General features: G+C 71.2%; 15 protein-coding genes. 6 read left to right on the top strand and 9 right to left on the bottom strand.

All coding sequences use genetic code 11. The features are described 5' to 3' along the window. Positions 1–315 precede the first annotated feature (315 nt). The gene (locus ASF22_RS06230; RefSeq protein ID WP_156647621.1) at positions 316–1212 is read left to right on the top strand and encodes a glyoxalase superfamily protein; all 897 of its coding nucleotides are present in this window, start codon (positions 316–318) and stop codon (positions 1210–1212) included. On the opposite strand, the gene ASF22_RS06225 is transcribed toward ASF22_RS06230, so the two are convergent. Then, entirely contained in the window at positions 1199–2122 is a 924-nt protein-coding gene (locus ASF22_RS06225) for a manganese catalase family protein (RefSeq protein WP_056168855.1), read from the bottom strand. The genes ASF22_RS06230 and ASF22_RS06225 overlap by 14 nt on opposite strands. 278 nt (positions 2123–2400) lie before the next feature. Between ASF22_RS06225 and ASF22_RS06220 the strand changes: the two genes are divergently transcribed. The 3 genes from ASF22_RS06220 (at position 2401) to ASF22_RS06210 (ending at position 5681) form a co-directional block, all read left to right on the top strand. Next, a complete protein-coding gene (locus ASF22_RS06220) occupies positions 2401–4086 on the top strand; it encodes an L-lactate permease (RefSeq protein WP_056169028.1) in 1686 nt (561 codons plus the stop codon). 175 nt (positions 4087–4261) lie between these two features. Continuing rightward, positions 4262–5122, top strand: a complete 861-nt coding sequence (locus ASF22_RS06215) for a DMT family transporter (RefSeq protein ID WP_056262507.1) — start codon at positions 4262–4264, stop codon at positions 5120–5122. Positions 5123–5153: 31 nt separating this feature from the next. After that, a complete protein-coding gene (locus ASF22_RS06210; protein ID WP_056168862.1) occupies positions 5154–5681 on the top strand; it encodes a GNAT family N-acetyltransferase in 528 nt (175 codons plus the stop codon). 47 nt (positions 5682–5728) lie between these two features. Here the strand turns inward: ASF22_RS06210 and ASF22_RS06205 are convergent, their stop codons facing one another. The 8 genes from ASF22_RS06205 to ASF22_RS06170 all read right to left on the bottom strand — a co-directional run bounded on the left by ASF22_RS06205 (position 5729) and on the right by ASF22_RS06170 (position 13423). Then, a complete protein-coding gene (locus tag ASF22_RS06205) occupies positions 5729–6115 on the bottom strand; it encodes a helix-turn-helix domain-containing protein (protein WP_156647620.1) in 387 nt (128 codons plus the stop codon). Then, positions 6082–6366 (bottom strand): BrnT family toxin, encoded by a 285-nt coding sequence (locus tag ASF22_RS06200; RefSeq protein WP_056262504.1) that lies wholly within the window; start codon positions 6364–6366, stop codon positions 6082–6084. Before ASF22_RS06200 ends, ASF22_RS06205 begins: the two co-directional genes overlap by 34 nt. A gap of 104 nt (positions 6367–6470) precedes the next feature. Next, positions 6471–7901, bottom strand: a complete 1431-nt coding sequence (gene trmFO / locus ASF22_RS06195) for a methylenetetrahydrofolate--tRNA-(uracil(54)-C(5))-methyltransferase (FADH(2)-oxidizing) TrmFO (RefSeq protein WP_056262502.1) — start codon at positions 7899–7901, stop codon at positions 6471–6473. A 31-nt stretch (positions 7902–7932) separates the two neighbouring features. Next, on the bottom strand, positions 7933–8907 hold the full coding sequence (locus ASF22_RS06190) for a S1C family serine protease (protein WP_056168873.1): 975 nt from the start codon (positions 8905–8907) through the stop codon (positions 7933–7935). A gap of 124 nt (positions 8908–9031) precedes the next feature. Next, positions 9032–11263, bottom strand: coding sequence for a xanthine dehydrogenase family protein molybdopterin-binding subunit (locus tag ASF22_RS06185; RefSeq protein ID WP_056262499.1), 2232 nt, complete (start codon positions 11261–11263; stop codon positions 9032–9034). Next, positions 11260–12297, bottom strand: coding sequence for a xanthine dehydrogenase family protein subunit M (locus ASF22_RS06180; protein WP_056262497.1), 1038 nt, complete (start codon positions 12295–12297; stop codon positions 11260–11262). Before ASF22_RS06180 ends, ASF22_RS06185 begins: the two co-directional genes overlap by 4 nt. Next, entirely contained in the window at positions 12294–12812 is a 519-nt protein-coding gene (locus tag ASF22_RS06175; protein WP_056168881.1) for a (2Fe-2S)-binding protein, read from the bottom strand. Before ASF22_RS06175 ends, ASF22_RS06180 begins: the two co-directional genes overlap by 4 nt. Before the next feature lie 137 nt (positions 12813–12949). Beyond that, a complete protein-coding gene (locus ASF22_RS06170; protein WP_056169030.1) occupies positions 12950–13423 on the bottom strand; it encodes a DUF305 domain-containing protein in 474 nt (157 codons plus the stop codon). Between the two features lie 338 nt (positions 13424–13761). Between ASF22_RS06170 and cobF the strand changes: the two genes are divergently transcribed. Beyond that, the gene (gene cobF, locus ASF22_RS06165; protein WP_056262687.1) at positions 13762–14523 is read left to right on the top strand and encodes a precorrin-6A synthase (deacetylating); all 762 of its coding nucleotides are present in this window, start codon (positions 13762–13764) and stop codon (positions 14521–14523) included. A 244-nt stretch (positions 14524–14767) separates the two neighbouring features. Continuing rightward, on the top strand, positions 14768–16072 hold the full coding sequence (locus ASF22_RS06160; RefSeq protein ID WP_056262495.1) for a hypothetical protein: 1305 nt from the start codon (positions 14768–14770) through the stop codon (positions 16070–16072). Positions 16073–16088 lie beyond the last annotated feature (16 nt).

Raw genomic sequence — 16088 nt, 5'->3', positions numbered from 1 at the left:
CGTTCCAAAGGCTCCAGTTCGTTGAATTTCGGTCATTACGGAGGGCACACCCCAACGCCGATGATGGACCGGGGGCGGAGCGTCCGCTTCAGGGCAAGGGGTCAGGGCCCGCTCCCCACCCACCAAGGGCGCCACGCTCCCGGGTTGACAGCGAGGTCTGCCGGCGCTTCTGTCATGTCGGCTCGTGCAGCCGGCCGCTCGCGCCGCAAGGCATGGTGAATGCACGTTTCCCCCGATTCGGTCTGACCCCCTGGGCGGTCCCCTCGGCAAAGCGAGCCCCGATACGAGCGACTGCCCGGTTCGAGGATCGGACGCATGCATATCCCACATGACCCGAAGGCGATGGCCAAGAGCCTTCGTCAGGCGCTCGCCGAGCGCCGTGTCGAGATTTCCCACGGCGACAGTCTGGAATGTGTCGCGCGTCAGTTCGGCTGGCGCGACTGGAATACCCTGGCGGCCCAGCTCGACCGGCCCGTCCTGCGCCTCCCCGAAGATTGGACCGTCGCCGGCACCCGCAGCGACGATTACGAGATGGGTCTCGATCCGGCGGAAGGCTGCGCCCTCATCCGCCACCGGGTCGCCCTGGCCGACCCGTCCCTCGGTCCGGCATCGACGGGCTTCGGGGCGCTCATGCAGAACTTCCGCGCCGATGGCTTCCGCGACAAGCGCCTCGAACTCAGCGCGCACCTGAGAGCACGGGACGTCACGGGCGCCGGATCGCTGTGGATGCGGATCGATGGTGACAAGGGGCGCATGCTGGCCTTCGACAACATGGATGGGCGCACGCGCGAGGGGCCGCTCGTCGGCACCGTCGGGTGGCAGGAACGGTCCATCGTCATGGACGTGCCCCCGGAGGCCCAGTCGATCCATTTCGGGTTTTTCCTGCGCGGCGGAGGCAGCCTGTGGGCCCGGCGGTTGCGCTTTGCCGAAGTGGGGGCGTCCGTGGCGGTGACGGATCACGCCGTCCCCCGGCGGGCGGCCCCGACGAATCTCGATTTCGCAGCCGGCGCGTCGTCTCGGGGCCAGTCCGGGCGACGGTCGCCCGGACTGGCCACGTGCTCGCAAACCACCCGGACCAAGATGCGCAGCCGCCGCAGACGGAGCGATCCGAGCGCGCAGTCAGGGTCGACACGTTCGGCCGAACCAGAAGGGGCGGCCCCGAAGGAGCCGCCCCTGTTTCACATCGAGAGAACCCGCCTCAGCGCGCCTTGAGGGTCAGCTTCTTGGCGATCTCGAACATCTCCTCCGGGGCGTAGTCCGGGGTGAAGGCCGAGGGGACACCCGTGAGCTGGTGGATCTTGCCGCCGTCCGGCATGCCCTCGACGACGGAGAGCTCGCCGGGCGGATCGCCCGGAAGGGCGACTTCGCCGTTGCCCCAGATGCCCGCCATCTCCTTGTAGTCGCTCGGGCTGAAGGTGTAGAGCCGGCGGTGCGAACCCTCCTGCAGGTACTTCTGACACTCGGGGATCTTGTCGAGATTGATGTTCGGGGTTGGCAGGAACTTGTCGAGCTCGACGCCGGTGATCTTCTTGAGCGCCAGGGCGTAGGCGTGGGCGTGGACCGAGCCGCGCACCAGAAGATAACCGCAGACTTCGCGGCCCGTCGGGTCGGTCAGGGTTTCGTAGACCCGAAGCTTATGCAGGCGCGCGCCGCATTCGAGGTGGAAGTTGTGCAGCAGATCGACCACCACGTTGCCCGTGGTGGTGATGAAATCGTTGTTCCACGAGGCACCGTTGGAATTGACCGGGGTCACGCCGCCGCCGTTGGACAGGAACGCGGCCGCGAGGCGAATGTCCTTCATGTCCTCGAACGGGGCGCCCGAGATGTCGCCGCCGTTCGTCTCGTCGCCGTCGTTGTCCGGGCCGTTGTTGAGCATGGCGACGCCGTTGCTCACGAGCTCGACATGGCCGAGTTCCTCGGCCGTGATGGCTGCAACCAGACTATAGAACGGACGCAACTTGGACTTGCTGCGGAAGTTGAAGCTCTGGAACATGTAATTGCCCAGTGTCGACATCTCACCGTACTTGCCGCCGAGCAGTTCCTGTAGGGCCGCGGCGGCGTTCGGATCTTTCTTTTTCGGGGCGGGAAGCTCGGCTTGAAGCTGATCGACGCGCATAAACATAAGTTATTCTCCGGTTCCGGGGCTGATCGGCGTCTCGGTGGAACCGGAGCGAAGCGGGCATGTTCCGCCGTTGCGCCATGATCACGCAGGCGCGACCGAGCCGGAACCGACGGGCCGCACGCGCCACGGCCCCGGCCGGCCCCGTGGTGGCGCGCTCGCAACTGTCTCTGAATACATGATTAACCCGCGTTGAGCCGGCTCCGGGCGTCTGCTAGCAACGATTCCAAGGTTCCGGCGGAGATCGGGGCCACCTTGGGAGGACGTTGCCCGTGAACACCGTGACCACCTGGAATCAGGTCTACGACCCGTTCGGGAGCCCCTGGCTCTCGACGCTCGCCGCCTCGCTGCCGGTCATCGCGCTACTGGGCATGATCGCCAGCGGCAAGGTCAAGGCCCACATCGCCGCCGTCCTCTCCCTGGTGCTGGCCTTCTGCGTCGCCGTGTTCCTGTTCGGCATGCCCGCCGATCTCGCCGCCCGCGCCTCCGGCTACGGCATCGCGCTCGGCCTGTTCCCCATCGGCTGGATCATCCTCAACGTCATCTTCCTCTACCGCCTGACGGTGGAGAAGGGGTGGTTCGCCACCCTTCAGCAATCGGTGGCGGGCATCACCACCGATCGGCGCCTGCAGCTGCTCCTCGTCGCCTTCGCCTTCGGGGCGTTCTTCGAGGGCGCCGGCGGCTTCGGCACCCCCGTGGCGGTGACCGGCGCCATCCTCATCGGGCTGGGCTTCTCGCCGCTGGCGGCTTCCGGCCTCTCGCTCATCGCCAACACGGCGCCCGTGGCCTACGGGGCGCTCGGCGCCCCCATCGCCGGCCTCGCCTCCGTGACGGGCTACGACCCCTACATCCTCGGCGCGATGATCGGTCGGCAGCTGCCGTTCTTCTCCGTGCTGGTGCCGTTCTGGCTCATCTGCGTGTTCGCGGGCTTCCGCGGCATGCTCCAGATCTGGCCCGCCATCCTCGTCTGTGGCGGCTCGTTCGCGCTCGCCCAGTTCGGCATCTCGAACTACGTCAACCCGTGGATCGTCGATATCGGCGCGGCGCTGGTCTCCATGGGCGCCCTGGTGCTGTTCCTGCGCTTCTGGCGCCCGGCCGTGATCTGGACCTCGCCGGCCCTGCGCGGCAACGACCCGTCCATCGGCTACGTCACCGCCGTCGACGGCCCCAAGGCCGCCGCCGCCACCCGCACCGCCACCTCCTCCGAGATCCTGCTGGCGTGGGTGCCGTGGATCATCCTCTCGGTGATCGTGGCGATCTGGGGCACCAAGTTCTTCAAGGATATCGTCGATCCGATCTTCATTTGGAACTATCCGGTGCCGGGCCTGCACAACGTCATCATGAAGGTGCCGCCGGTGGTGGCCACCGCCCATCCGGAAGCCGCCGTCTTCAAGTTCGCCTACATGTCCTACACCGGCACCGGCGTGCTGTTCGCGGCCATCCTCTCTGGCCTGCTCATGCGGTTCTCGCCGTGGCGCCTCGTGACCGCCTACATCGAGACCATCTGGGTCCTGCGCTACTCGCTCATCACCATCTCGGCGATGCTGGCGCTCGGCGTGCTGACCCGCTACGCGGGCGTCGACGCCACCCTCGGCCTCGCCTTCGCCGGCACCGGCATCCTCTACCCGTTCTTCGGCACCCTGCTCGGCTGGCTCGGCGTCGCGCTCACGGGCTCCGACACGGCCTCGAACGTGCTCTTCGGCGGCCTGCAGAAGATCACCTCGGAGCAGCTCGGCCTGTCGGGCATCCTCATGGCCTCGGCGAACTCGTCCGGCGGCGTCATGGGCAAGATGATCGACGCCCAGTCCATCGTCGTCGCCTCCACGGCCACGGGGTATTTCGGCCAGGAGAGCAAGATCCTGCGCTTCGTGTTCTGGCACTCCATCGTGCTCGCCTGCCTCGTCGGCGTGCTGGTGATGCTCCAGGCCTACGTCTACCCGTTCAACGCCATGGTGATTCACCCCTGAGGGTGAACGCCCGACGAACGCGACGCAGCCCGCCCCGGTCCGCCGGGGCGGGTTTTTTCGTGCGGGGTGTCCGGCCGGGGCCCCGGACAGTGTGGCCGGATCGTCCGGCGCCATCGCTGTCGCGGGGGCGGGGAGGCAGCTATCGCCGGGGTTCCTCGCCAGAAAAGGGACCCCGATGCGACGGACGACGCGGGGATGGGGCAGCGGCCTCCTTGGAATCCTCATCTTCAGCGCCTCCCTGCCGGCGACGCGGGTCGCCGTCGGGGGCTTTTCGCCCCTGTTCCTCACCGCGGCACGGGCGGTGATCGCCGCGCTCCTCGGCGCGGGGCTGCTCCTGGCGCTCGGCCAGACCCGGCCGGCTCGGCGCGACCTCGGATCCCTGGCCCTCGTGGCCGTCGGGGTGGTGGCCGGCTTTCCACTGCTCACGGCCCTGGCGCTCCAGCACGTCACGTCCGCCCATTCCGTGGTGTTCGTCGGCCTGCTGCCGCTGGCCACCGCCGGGTTCGGAATCCTGCGCGGCGGCGAGCGGCCGCGTCCGGCCTTCTGGGCGTTCTCCGTTACCGGGGCGGCGGTGGTGGCGGGCTTCGCCCTGGCCCAGGGCGGCGGCGGCTCGTCGGTCGGCGACCTCCTGATGCTCGCCGCCATCCTGCTCTGCGGCCTCGGCTACGCCGAGGGCGCGGTCCTGTCGCGGCGCCTCGGCGGCTGGCAGGTGATCTCGTGGGCCCTCGTCCTGTCCCTGCCGGCGATGGCGGCCCTGGCCCTCGCGACCTTGCCGGCGACCTGGCGCGGGATCGGCTGGCCGGCCTGGGCCGGCCTCGCCTACGTCTCGGTGTTCAGCATGCTCGTCGGCTTCGTGTTCTGGTATCGTGGGCTCGCGCTCGGCGGGATCGCGGGCGTCGGGCAGCTGCAGCTCCTGCAGCCGTTCTTCGGCCTGGCGCTGGCCGGGCTCCTCCTGCACGAGCCCGTCGCCTGGTCCATGCTGGCGGCGGCCGGCCTCGTCGTCCTGTGCGTGGCGGGAGCCAAACGGTTCGCGTGAAGACCCGATGATGGGCTAGGATGGCGGCGCCATGTTCAAGCTCGCCACGCGCTACTCCCTCGCCAAGCTCTCCCCCGTGGAGACCGCCCGCCTGCGCCTCGCGCCCCTGGGGCCCGGGGACGCCGAGGCCGTGCGGGCGCTCACGGACGATCCGGCCATCACCGGCGCCATCGACTTCCTGCCCAGCCCCTTCACCCTGCAGGCGGCGCGCGGGCTCATCGGCCCCGCCAAGGTGAGGACCGATTGCTTCCTGGGCGCCCGCACGCATGCGGGGGCCCTCGTCGCCATCGTCGGCCTGCACCTGCGCGGCGACCACGCCGTCGAACTCGGCTACTGGGTCGGGGGCGGGGCACGGGGGCAGGGCTATGGCGCCGAGGCCGTGACCGCGGCCATCGGCCTGCTGCGCCAGCGCTTCCCCCACCGATTCCTCGTCGCCGAGTGCCGCCCGGACAACGCCGCCTCCCGCGGCCTTCTCCTCAAGGTCGGGTTCCGCGACACCGGGGACGAGGGCCACCGGCCGGGGCGGACGATCTTCGCGTACGAGCCGAAAGCGGATTGAATCGAGGACGATCGAGGCATGCGTCGCGCGCCCTCGATGCGACGCGATCAACCGGATTTGGTCTCCGCCGCGTCCTTCCCCAGAAGACTGCTCCAGTCGATGCCCAGGGCCCGCAGAGCGGCCTCCGGCTCCCGGTCGAAGATGGTGAGGAGCGATCGTGCGGCCGGGTCGGGCACCTTCCGGCCTTGTTCCCAGTTCCGGTAGGTCGTGACCGGAACACCGAGGGCATCGGCGAAGGATTGCTGCGTGACGCCGAGATTCTTCCTGATCTCGGCCGGCGCGCGCGCGAGAACATACCCTGTGGGGGCTGCGTCCGGGTCACCTCCGTCCTCGCGGGTATCGCGGCGGATGTCGGCCTCGGTCGTGGCTTCGATCTTTTCGCGGTTCGCCTGAGGACGGTTCAGTCGAAGTTGATCGAGGCTGATGCGTGCCATCGTTGGCGCTCCCTGCGATTTGCGCGACGGGCCGAAATGATCCACCGCACAGAGCCGCGATCCGTAAAGGTAACGTGGGAGAGATCGCCCTCGATCTCTCCCAGGGCGTTCTGGCGAACCTCGCCGTAATCCCTCCGGTCGTCGGACTTCAGGAGCGTGCGCCCGAGGAAGATCAGGGCGGCGAAGTCGAAGCCGAATCCGCGCTCCCCAAGATTTCGGTTCGACTTCTCATCGTGCCACGCGAAGTCCATGGGTCAATCTACGCCCAGGGCTCACGGAATGCAACGAGCCATACGCCCTGGGCGCAGTGATGGTCCGGGCGTGTCCGGCGCGATGGAGTCGGGGAAGGCGCCCGCTACTCCGCTGCGATCCGCGCCGCATCCGCCCCGATCCAGGCGGCGAGATCCGCCCGGCCGCGATCGGTGAGGGCCTTCTTCTTGGCCACCGCCTTCTCCGGCCCGCGCAGGCGCTTGCCGGCCTCGCCCTTGGGGGCGTGGTCCAGGGGCGGGAACAGGCCGAAATTTACGTTCATCGGCTGGAACGAGCGCGGGGCGCCCGCATCCTCGGCGGCGATGTGCCCGCCGGTGATGTGGCCGATCAGCGCCCCGAGCGCCGTGGTGGGCGGTAGCGGCGCGAGCGTCTGGCCCCGTGCCTCCGCCAGGGCGAAGCGTCCCGCCATGAGCCCGATGGCGGCGCTCTCGACGTAGCCTTCGCAGCCGGTGATCTGGCCGGCGAAGCGGAGCGAGGGCCGTGCCTTCAGCCGCAGGGTCGCGTCGAGGAGGCGGGGGCTGTCGAGGTAGGTGTTGCGATGCAGGCCGCCGAGGCGCGCGAACTCGGCGTTCTCGAGGCCCGGGATCGTGCGGAACACCCGCACCTGCTCGGAATAGGTGAGCTTCGTCTGGAATCCGACCATGTTGTAGAGGGTGCCCAGCGCGTTGTCCTGGCGCAGCTGGACGATGGCGCAGGCCTTCACCGTCGGGTCGTGCGGGTTGGTCAGGCCCACGGGCTTCATCGGGCCGTGCCGCAGGGTCTCGGGACCGCGCTCGGCCATCACCTCGATGGGCAGGCAGCCGTCGAAATAGGGCGTCGAGGCCTCCCACTCCTTGAACCCGATCTTGTCGCCGTCGACGAGGGCCTGGATGAAGGCGTCGTACTGATCGCGGTCCATCGGGCAGTTGATGTAGTCGGCCCCCGTGCCGCCGGGACCGACCTTGTCGTAGCGCGACTGGAACCACGCCTTGTCCATGTCGATGGAATCGCGATGGACGATGGGCGCGATGGCGTCGAAGAACGCGAGCGACTCCGCACCCGTCAGGTCGCGGATGGCTTGCGCCAGGGACGGCGCGGTCAGGGGTCCGGTGGCGACGATGGTCCGGCCCCACTCCTCTGGCGGCAGGCCTTCGACCTCCTCGCGCACGATGGTCACCATCGGATGGGCTTCGAGGGCGGCGGTGACGGCGGCGGCGAAGCCGTTGCGGTCGACGGCGAGCGCCCCGCCGGCCGGCACCTGATGCGCGTCGGCGGCCTTGAGGATGAGGGAGCCGAGGGTGCGCATCTCCTGGTGCAGCAGGCCGACCGCGTTGCCGTTGGCGTCGTCGGAGCGGAACGAGTTCGAGCAGACGAGCTCGGCCAGATCCTGGCCGTGATGCGCCTCGGTGCCGCGCACGGGGCGCATCTCGTGCAGCACCACCGGGTGGCCGGCTTGCGCGATCTGCCAGGCGGCTTCCGAGCCCGCGAGCCCGCCGCCGACGATGTGGATTGGCAAAGGGTCTGCTCTGTCCGTCATCGTGTCGGGATAGACCCGCCGGGCGCCCGGATCAATGCAGGGGCGGAGAGACGAGGAAGCGGTCGCGGTTGGCCGACGTCACCGCGAGCTTGATGGTCTGGCCGTCGCGCCGGATGGTGAGGGGCACGCGCACCCCGGCCTCGCCGAGCGCCCAGACCTGCCGGAAGAAGCCCGCCAGATCCGCCACCGGCTCGCCCGCCACGGCGGCGACCACGTCGCCGGCCCGCAGGTCGGCGGCCTCCGCCGGGCCGTCGTCGGCGAGCCCCATCACCACCACGGCATCGTCGCCGTCGCTGGCGTAGAGGCCGAGCCAGGGCCGGGGCGCCCGGTCGGCCCGGCCGCGGGTGACGAGGTCGTCGAGGATCGGAGTCAGGAGGTCGATGGGCACGATCATGTTGATGGTCTTCGGCCCCTCCGGGGTGCCCTGCTGGAGCTGGAGCGAGCCGATCCCCAGCAACTCGCCGGCCGCCCCGATGAGGGCGGCGCCGCCCCAATGCGGGTGGGCGGGGGCGGTGAACAGGGCCTCGTCGAGGACGTATTCCCAGTAGCCGGCGAATTCCTGACGGGCGACGATCTCCACGGCGACGCTGCGCTGGCGGCCGCCGACCCCGGCGACGATGGCGCGGTCGCCGACCTTCACGCCGGCGGAGCGGCCGAGCGGCAGGGCCGGCAGGCCGAGGGTGCCGAGGGCCTGGACGAGGCCGAAGCCCGTCACCGCGTCGTAGCCGACCACATGGCCGGGGATCGAGCGTCCGTCCTGGGTTGTGAGCCACACGGTGTCGGCCTCCATGACGAGGTAGCCGATGGTGACCACGAGGCCGTCGTCGCCGATGACGACGCCGTTGCCGGCCCGCTCGGTGCCCAGCGTCTCGGCCGTGAAGGCCTCGTCGGGCACGCGGGTCGAGAGGGCGACGATGGCGGTCAGCGCCTGCGCGAGGTCGAAGGCATAATCGGCGGCCTTGGGCTGCACGGATGCGGGGATTTTCCAGTCTCCGGGCGAAGCCATGGGGGCGTCTTTCCTACCGTCTTCATGCGAGAGACCGTGAGATAGGTCGCCGGCCAAACTTTCAAAAGGTTCGGGCGGCGTCTTCCCGCAGCGACCGCCGCCCGGACTTGGGCGAAGGCTGCCCTCAGACCAGCAGTTTGTCGAGGGTGATGGGGAAGTCGCGCACCCGCACGCCGGTGGCGTGCCACACGGCGTTGGCGATGGCGCCCGCCGTGCCGGTGATACCGATCTCGCCGACCCCCTTGATGCCGAGCGGGTTCACGTGCGGATCGTGCTCCTCCACCAGGATCGCCTCGATGGACGGCACGTCGGCGTTCACCGGCACGTGGTACTCGGCGAGATTCGGGTTCATCACCCGGCCGGACCGGGTGTCGACCACCGCGTGTTCGTGCAGCGCCAGGGACACGCCCCAGATCATGCCGCCGTAATACTGGCTGCGCACGAGGCGCGGGTTGACGATGCGCCCGGCCGCGAACGCGCCGACCAGCCGCGTCACCCGGATCTGCCCGAGATCGGGATCCACCGTCACCTCGGCGTAGACCGCCCCGTGCGCGTGCATGGCGTAGGTTTTTCGCGATGCCGGGTCGCCCGCCCCCGTGCCCTTCGCCTCCACCGAATCGCGGCCCGCTCGCGAAAGGATCTCCGCGAAGCCCTCGGCGCGGGTGGGGTCGTCGCGGCGGACGAGGTGCCCATTCTCCGCCACCGTGCCGGCATTGCCGGCGCCGTAGAGGGGCGAGGCCCGGTCGTTGACGGCGAGGTCCGCGAGCTGCGCCAGGGCCGCTTGCGTCGCCGCGTGCACGGCGCTGCCGGAGGTGGCGGTGCCGGTGGAGCCCCCGGCCAGCCCGCCGTTCGGAAGGTCGGAATCGCCGATGCGGAGTTCCACCCGGTCGCCGTCGAGGCCGAGGCCGTCGGCGGCGATCTGGGCCAGCACCGTCCAGGCGCCCTGGCCCATGTCCTGGGCGGCGGTCTCGATGAGCGCCGTGCCGTCGGCCCGGATGGTGGCGCGGGCCTCGCCCTGCATCATCCCGGCCGGATAGGTGGCGGTGCCCATGCCCCAGCCGACGAGGAGGCCCTGGTCGTCCCGCATCTGGCGCGGCTGTTTCGGGCGCCTGCTCCAGCCGAAACGCTCGGCGCCCTGCGCGTAGCATTCGCGCAGGGCCTTGGAGGAGAACGGCCGGTGGGTGATGGGCTCGACCTCGGCGTAGTTCCTCAGCCGCAGGTCCAGCGGGTCCATGTCGAGCCGGAGGGCGAGTTCGTCGAGGGCCGATTCCACCGCGACGCTGCCGGGGGCCTCGCCGGGGGCGCGCATGAAGATCGGCGTGCCGATATCGGCCCGCGAGACCGCGTGCGTCGTGGAAATCGCCTCGGAGGCGTAGAGGTGGCGGGCGATGAGGCCGCAGGCCTCCACGAAATCGTCGTGGCGGCTCGTCAGCGTCAGCGTGTGGTGATCCAGCGCCGTGAGGGCGCCGTCGGCCCGGGCGCCGAGCTTGAGGGTCTGGCGGGTCGACGCGCGATGGCCGACGGGGCCGAACATCTGCTCGCGCCGGGTCACCAGCTTCACCGGCCGGCCGACCAGTTTGGCCGCCATGATCCCAAGAATCTGCGGGGACGAGATGAAGCCCTTCGAGCCGAAGCCGCCGCCGAGATAGTGGCTGACGATGTGGATGTTGCCTTCCGGAATCCCGAACAGGCCGGCGAGGCGGCCCTTGGCGATCCACAGGGCCTGGGTCGGCGTGTGGAGGGTGAGGCGGTCGCCGTCCCACTGCGCCACGCTGGTGTGGGGTTCCAGCGCGTTGTGATACTGCGCCGCCGTCTCGTAGGTGGCCTCCATCCGGGTCTCGGCGGCGGCGAACCCGGCCGCCAGGTCGCCCGCGCCCTCCTGGGTCGGCGAGCCGGCACCGACGGTTCCGGGCGTGAAGATCTCTTCGCCGCCCAGTTCCACGCTCGCGGCTTGCGCCTCGTAGCGGGGATTGAGCAGGGCCGCGCCCTCGGTGGCCGCCTCCAGGGTCTCGGCGATCACCACCCCGATGGGCTGGTTGGCGTAGCGGACGCCCGAATTCTGTAGGAGGTCGAGGCGGAACGCGAAGGGATTGTCCTTGTCGTCCGGGGATTTGGCGAGTTTGGGCGCGTTCTCGGGCGTCATCACGGCGACGACGCCCGGATGCGCCTGCGCCGCCGCGACGTCGAGGTGGGTCACCCGGCCGCGGGCGATGGTGCTCACGGCCAGGACGGCGTGGAGCATGCCCGCGGGGTGGAAGTCGGCGCTGTAGCGGGCCTCGCCCGTGACCTTGGCGGGGCCGTCGCGCCGGGTCAGGGGCTGGCCGATGGAGGCGCCGTGGCGCATGCGCTCGGTCATGGTCGGGCTCCGAAAGGACTGGCCGGCAGGGCCGGGATGCGCGCTGGGGTGCCGGCCTGCGCCAGGGTGAGCGCCCGCACGACGATGCGGCGGGCGAGCTCGATCTTGGCGGCATTGTCGCCGGACGGCCGCGCCCCGGCGAGCGCCGCCGCGGCGGCGCTCGCGAACAGTTCGGGGCTCGGAACCTGCCCGGCGAGCAGGGCTTCCGCCTCCCGCGCCCGCCAGGGCTTGAGGGCGACGCTGCCGAGGGCGAGGCGGGCCTGCCCGATGCGGCCCCCGTCGAAGGTGAGCCCGACGGCCGCCGAGACCAGCGCGAAGGCGTAGGAGGTGCGCTCGCGGACCTTGAGGTAGCGCGAATGGGCCGCGAAATCTTTTGCGTCGGGGGGCAGCCGGACAGCCACGATCAATTCGCCCGGCGCCAGCTCGGTCTCGCGCTCCGGTGCGTCGCCGGGCAGGCGGTGGAAGTCCGCGAGCGGGATGTCCCTGCGTCCGGCCGGGCCCTCGACCTCCACCACCGCGTCGAGGGCGGCCAGCGGCACGCAGAAATCCGACGGGTGGGTGGCGATGCAGTGCTGGCTCCAGCCCAAGATCGCATGGGTGCGCGTCGCCCCGCCAATGGCCTCGCAGCCGGCGCCGGGCGCGCGTTTGTTGCAGGCGCTCGCCGTGTCGTAAAAGTACTGGCAGCGGGTGCGCTGCAGGACGTTGCCGGCGGTGGTGGCGGCGTTGCGCAACTGCGCCGAGGCGCCCGACAGCAGGGCCTCGGCCACGGCCGGATACGCCCGGGCGAAGGCCGGATCGTGGGCCAGCGTCGCGTTGCGCGCCAGGGCGCCGATGCGGACGCCGCCGTCCGGCAGGGTCTCGACGGCATCGAGGCCCGACACCCGCGAGATGTCGATGAGGCGTTCGGGCCGGGTGACGCCGCCCTTCATCAGGTCGAGGAGGTTGGTGCCCGACGCCAGATACGCGGCCCCCGCCCCGTGGGCCGCCACGGCCTCGGCGACGCTGCCGGCGCGGACGTAGTCGAACCGGTTCATGCCGCGTCCTCGATCAGGTGGCCGCCGGGCAGGACGTCCGGCGCGTTCATGGCCGCCTGCGCGGCGAGCACGGCTTCGGTGATCCCCGCATAGGCGCCGCAGCGGCACAGGTTGCCGCTCATGCCCTCGCGCACCCGCTCGGGATCGTCGCCGGCCTGGCCCTCCCGGATGAGGCCGACCGCGCTCATGATCTGGCCCGGCGTGCAGAAGCCGCACTGGTAGCCGTCGTGATCGACGAAGGCGGCCTGGACCGGGTGCAGCACGTCGCCGTCGGCCAGCCCCTCGATGGTGGTGATGGCCGCGCCGTCGTGGCTCACGGCCAGCGCCAGGCAGGCGTTGATCCGCACCCCGTCGAGCAGGATGGTGCAGGCGCCGCACTGGCCCCGGTCGCAGCCCTTCTTCGAGCCGGTGAGGTCGAGGCGCTCGCGTAAGGCGTCGAGGAGGGTGACCCGCGCATCCTCGAGGACGAGGCTGCGGGATTCGCCGTTCACGATCAGCGTGATGGGAAAGCTCATGCTCGGGCGGCTCCGCGCGGCTTGTCTGGAACCCGTCCAGATAGGGCCGGGCCGGAGTGCGACCAGCGGGGGGACGGATCGGGCGCGGGGGCGCCCGAGACGTTCCGATGGCGTACTCTGGCCCCGGCGCGGCCTTTCTACTTCGCCGGCGCAGGCTTGCGCTTCAGGATCGCCTGCATCTGGGCGATCTCGGCATCCTGGGCCTTGACGATGCTCTCGGCCAGCGCCCGCACCTCGGGGTCCTTGGAGTATTGCAGGGCGACCTTGGCCATGGCGATGGCGCCCTGGTGGTGCGGGATCATGCCGGCGGCGAAATCGCGGTCGACGTCGCCCGAATAGGCGATGTCCATGTCGCCGTGCATCTGCGTCCCGGCTTCGCGGAAGGCGCGGGTGGAGGGGGCTTCGGCGCCCGGCGCCGGTACCGGATGGACATGGTGGGGCGTGCCGTGGCCCGCATGGTCGTCGGGCCCGGGGGCGGCCTGGGCCGGGCCCGAAATCAGGGCCAGGCCGAGGAGGAGGGCGCCGGCGCGGGCGGTCCTGTTCGAGGGGGAAGTCTTGTTCGAGGGGGAAGGCGTGTTCGTGTTGGAAGGCGGGTTCGTCTTGCGCGTCATGGCGGTGCAGCTCTCTTCGGAACGCGGATGGGTGCCGGAACGGGGCGAGGCGCCGAGGAGTAGGATCGGGGCGCGTCCGTTGTCGAGGCGTCTCGCGCCCAGCCGGCGGCCCGCCGCGCACGGTCCTCGACCTCCATCCTTGGCCTCCATCCGTGGCGTTGTCCCGCCCGGGCTGGCCGTCGCCCCGCGACAGAAGCGATTTTCTCGCTTAGGCTGACGCCGCGGCGCGAATTCCGGTTCGTCGCCGTAAGAGCATGATAAGACAGGGACTTCGGGCCGGACTTCGGTCCAGGGAACGAGGCCGAAGCCGGGCGATGGGTCTGAGAGCGCGTCACATGTTGCGAACCATCCGGGTCATCGGCATCGGGACCGGCAACCCCGAGCACGTCACCGTCCAGGCGGTGCGCGCCCTCAACACGGTCGACGTGGTGTTCGTCCTCGACAAGGGCAGCGAGAAGGCCGACCTCGTCGCCGTGCGCCGCGAGATCTGCCAGCGCTACATCACCGAGCGGCCCTATCGCTTCGTCGAGGCGCAGGACCCGGAGCGCGACCGCAACCCGGCCGATTACGGGGCGACGGTGGAGGCCTGGCACGCCGCCCGGGCCGCCCTCTACGAGGCGATGATCGAGGGCGAATTGCGGCCCGACGAGTGCGGCGCCTTCCTCGTCTGGGGCGACCCCTCCCTGTACGACAGCACCCTGCGGATCATCGAGCGCATCGTGGCGCGCGGCCGCGTGCCATTCGTCTACGACGTGATTCCGGGGATCAGCAGCGTCCAGGCCCTGGCGGCGAGCCACCGCATCGCCCTCAACCGCATCGGCGCGCCGATCCACATCACCACGGGCCGGCAGATCGCCGAGGGGCTGCCCCCGGGCGCCGACACCACGGTGGTGATGCTCGACGGGCATCCGCGCTTCGACCACCTCGACCCGGAGCTCACGATCTACTGGGGCGCCTACCTCGGCACCGCCGATGAGATCGTGCTGTCCGGCCGCCTCGGCGACATCGCCGACGCCATCGGCCGGACCCGGACCGAGGCCCGCGCCCGCCACGGCTGGATCATGGACACCTACCTGCTGCGCGCGCCCGGCGAGGCGTGAGCCGCCCAACCCCTTGCCCCTGCGACATATTCGGCCGGCCTTGAGGATGCGATCCTGCGTGCGGCGTTCGCGGCGGGAGATCGATCCGCCCGCGTCGGCACGGGCAGGCGAGACCGTCTCCGGAGGCCCGCGCGCCGCCCGGCGCGGCGATTTCCGGCGCCGGTGGGGGATTTGCCGGAGCCTCGCCAGGGGCGATCATCACCCGAACGCGTCGTTGCGACGCGTTCGGGAGGCCTTTGGTCGGATGGCAACGCGTACGGGAACGGCAGGGTGGGGCGGACGCCTCGGACGCATCCTCGGGGCCGGCACCGCCTGCCTGACCGGGGCCGGGTGCCTGACCTTCGCAACCCTCGCCTGCCTCGACCGGCCGGGCATGAACGACCCGGGCATGAACACCAGTGTGAGCACCGGTCTGGGTCCGGTCATGAGCGCGGCCTATGCGGCCGTGTCGCTCCGCCTGGAAGAGCGCTTCGGCACCCAGACGCCCGCCGCGCCCGCCCGGGTCGTCCTCGGGCCCCACGGCCGCGACATTCGCCTGTCCGGCGAGCTGGGGGAGGGGACGGCGGAGCGCCTGCGTGCCCTCCTCGACGCCAATCCCCGGGCCGAGCGCCTGCACCTCACCAGCGAGGGCGGTCTCGTGGAGGAGGGCCAGGCCCTCGGCGACCTCGTCGCGGCGCGGGGGCTCGCCACCTACGTGCCCGATTACTGCGTCTCGGCCTGCACCCTCGCCTTCGTGCGCGGGCCCCGGCGCTTCCTCGTGGAGGGCGGCCGCCTCGGGTTCCACGCCCCCTACGAGGCCGGCCTGTTCGGGCAGGTCATCCAGGCGGATGGGACGTTCGAGCGCGCGGCCTACCTCGCCGCCGGCCTCGACCCCGCCTTTGTGACCGAGGCCCTGGCCACCGCCTCCGCCGACCTCTGGGTTCCGGAGGCAGGCCGGCTTCTCGCCGCCCGCGTCGTCACCGAGATCGTCGACACCGGGCGGTTTCCCGACTCGACCCTCGACGACGATGCGAGCCCCGCCGGTGCCCGGACGGCGGTCCTGCGCACCCTGCCGCTCCTCGCCGCGGCCCCGGGCGCCGTGGACGGGCTCGCCGCCTGGTACGCCGACGCCTACCGCGACGGCCGCCCGGAGGCCGAGTCCGTCGCGGGCCTGCGCCGGCGCGCGGCCCTCGGGGTCGCCCGCGGCCTCGCCCGCGCCGACGATCCGACGGTGCTGGCCGCGGGCCGCGTGCTCCTGCGGGCCATGCTGGCCGCCCGCACGGACGACCGGGACGCCTGCGCGCGGATCGGCGCGGGGGCCGACCTCGTCGAGGCCGGGGAGGTGCTGGCCGATGCGACGGAGGTGCCGGCCCTGGTGGCCCGCACCGGGCTCGCCCCGTGGATCGAGCCCGTGTCCGACGCCGCGGCCGCCGCGCCGCGCGGCTGCACCGCCGAGATCCACGCCTATGCCCGGGCCCTCGGCAAGCCCCCGGCCGAGGCGGCCCCGGCCCTGCGCGCCCTCGCGGCGCGGGTGGCCCGCCCCGTGCGCGCGGCGTCCGCCCTGCCGTGACCGCGCGGGGGGGGCG

It is taken from the genome of Methylobacterium sp. Leaf87, assembly GCF_001422775.1.
Taxonomy (GTDB): domain Bacteria; phylum Pseudomonadota; class Alphaproteobacteria; order Rhizobiales; family Beijerinckiaceae; genus Methylobacterium.
Note: the sequence above shows the minus strand (reverse complement) of the source record. Positions and strands in the feature narration are given on the sequence as shown.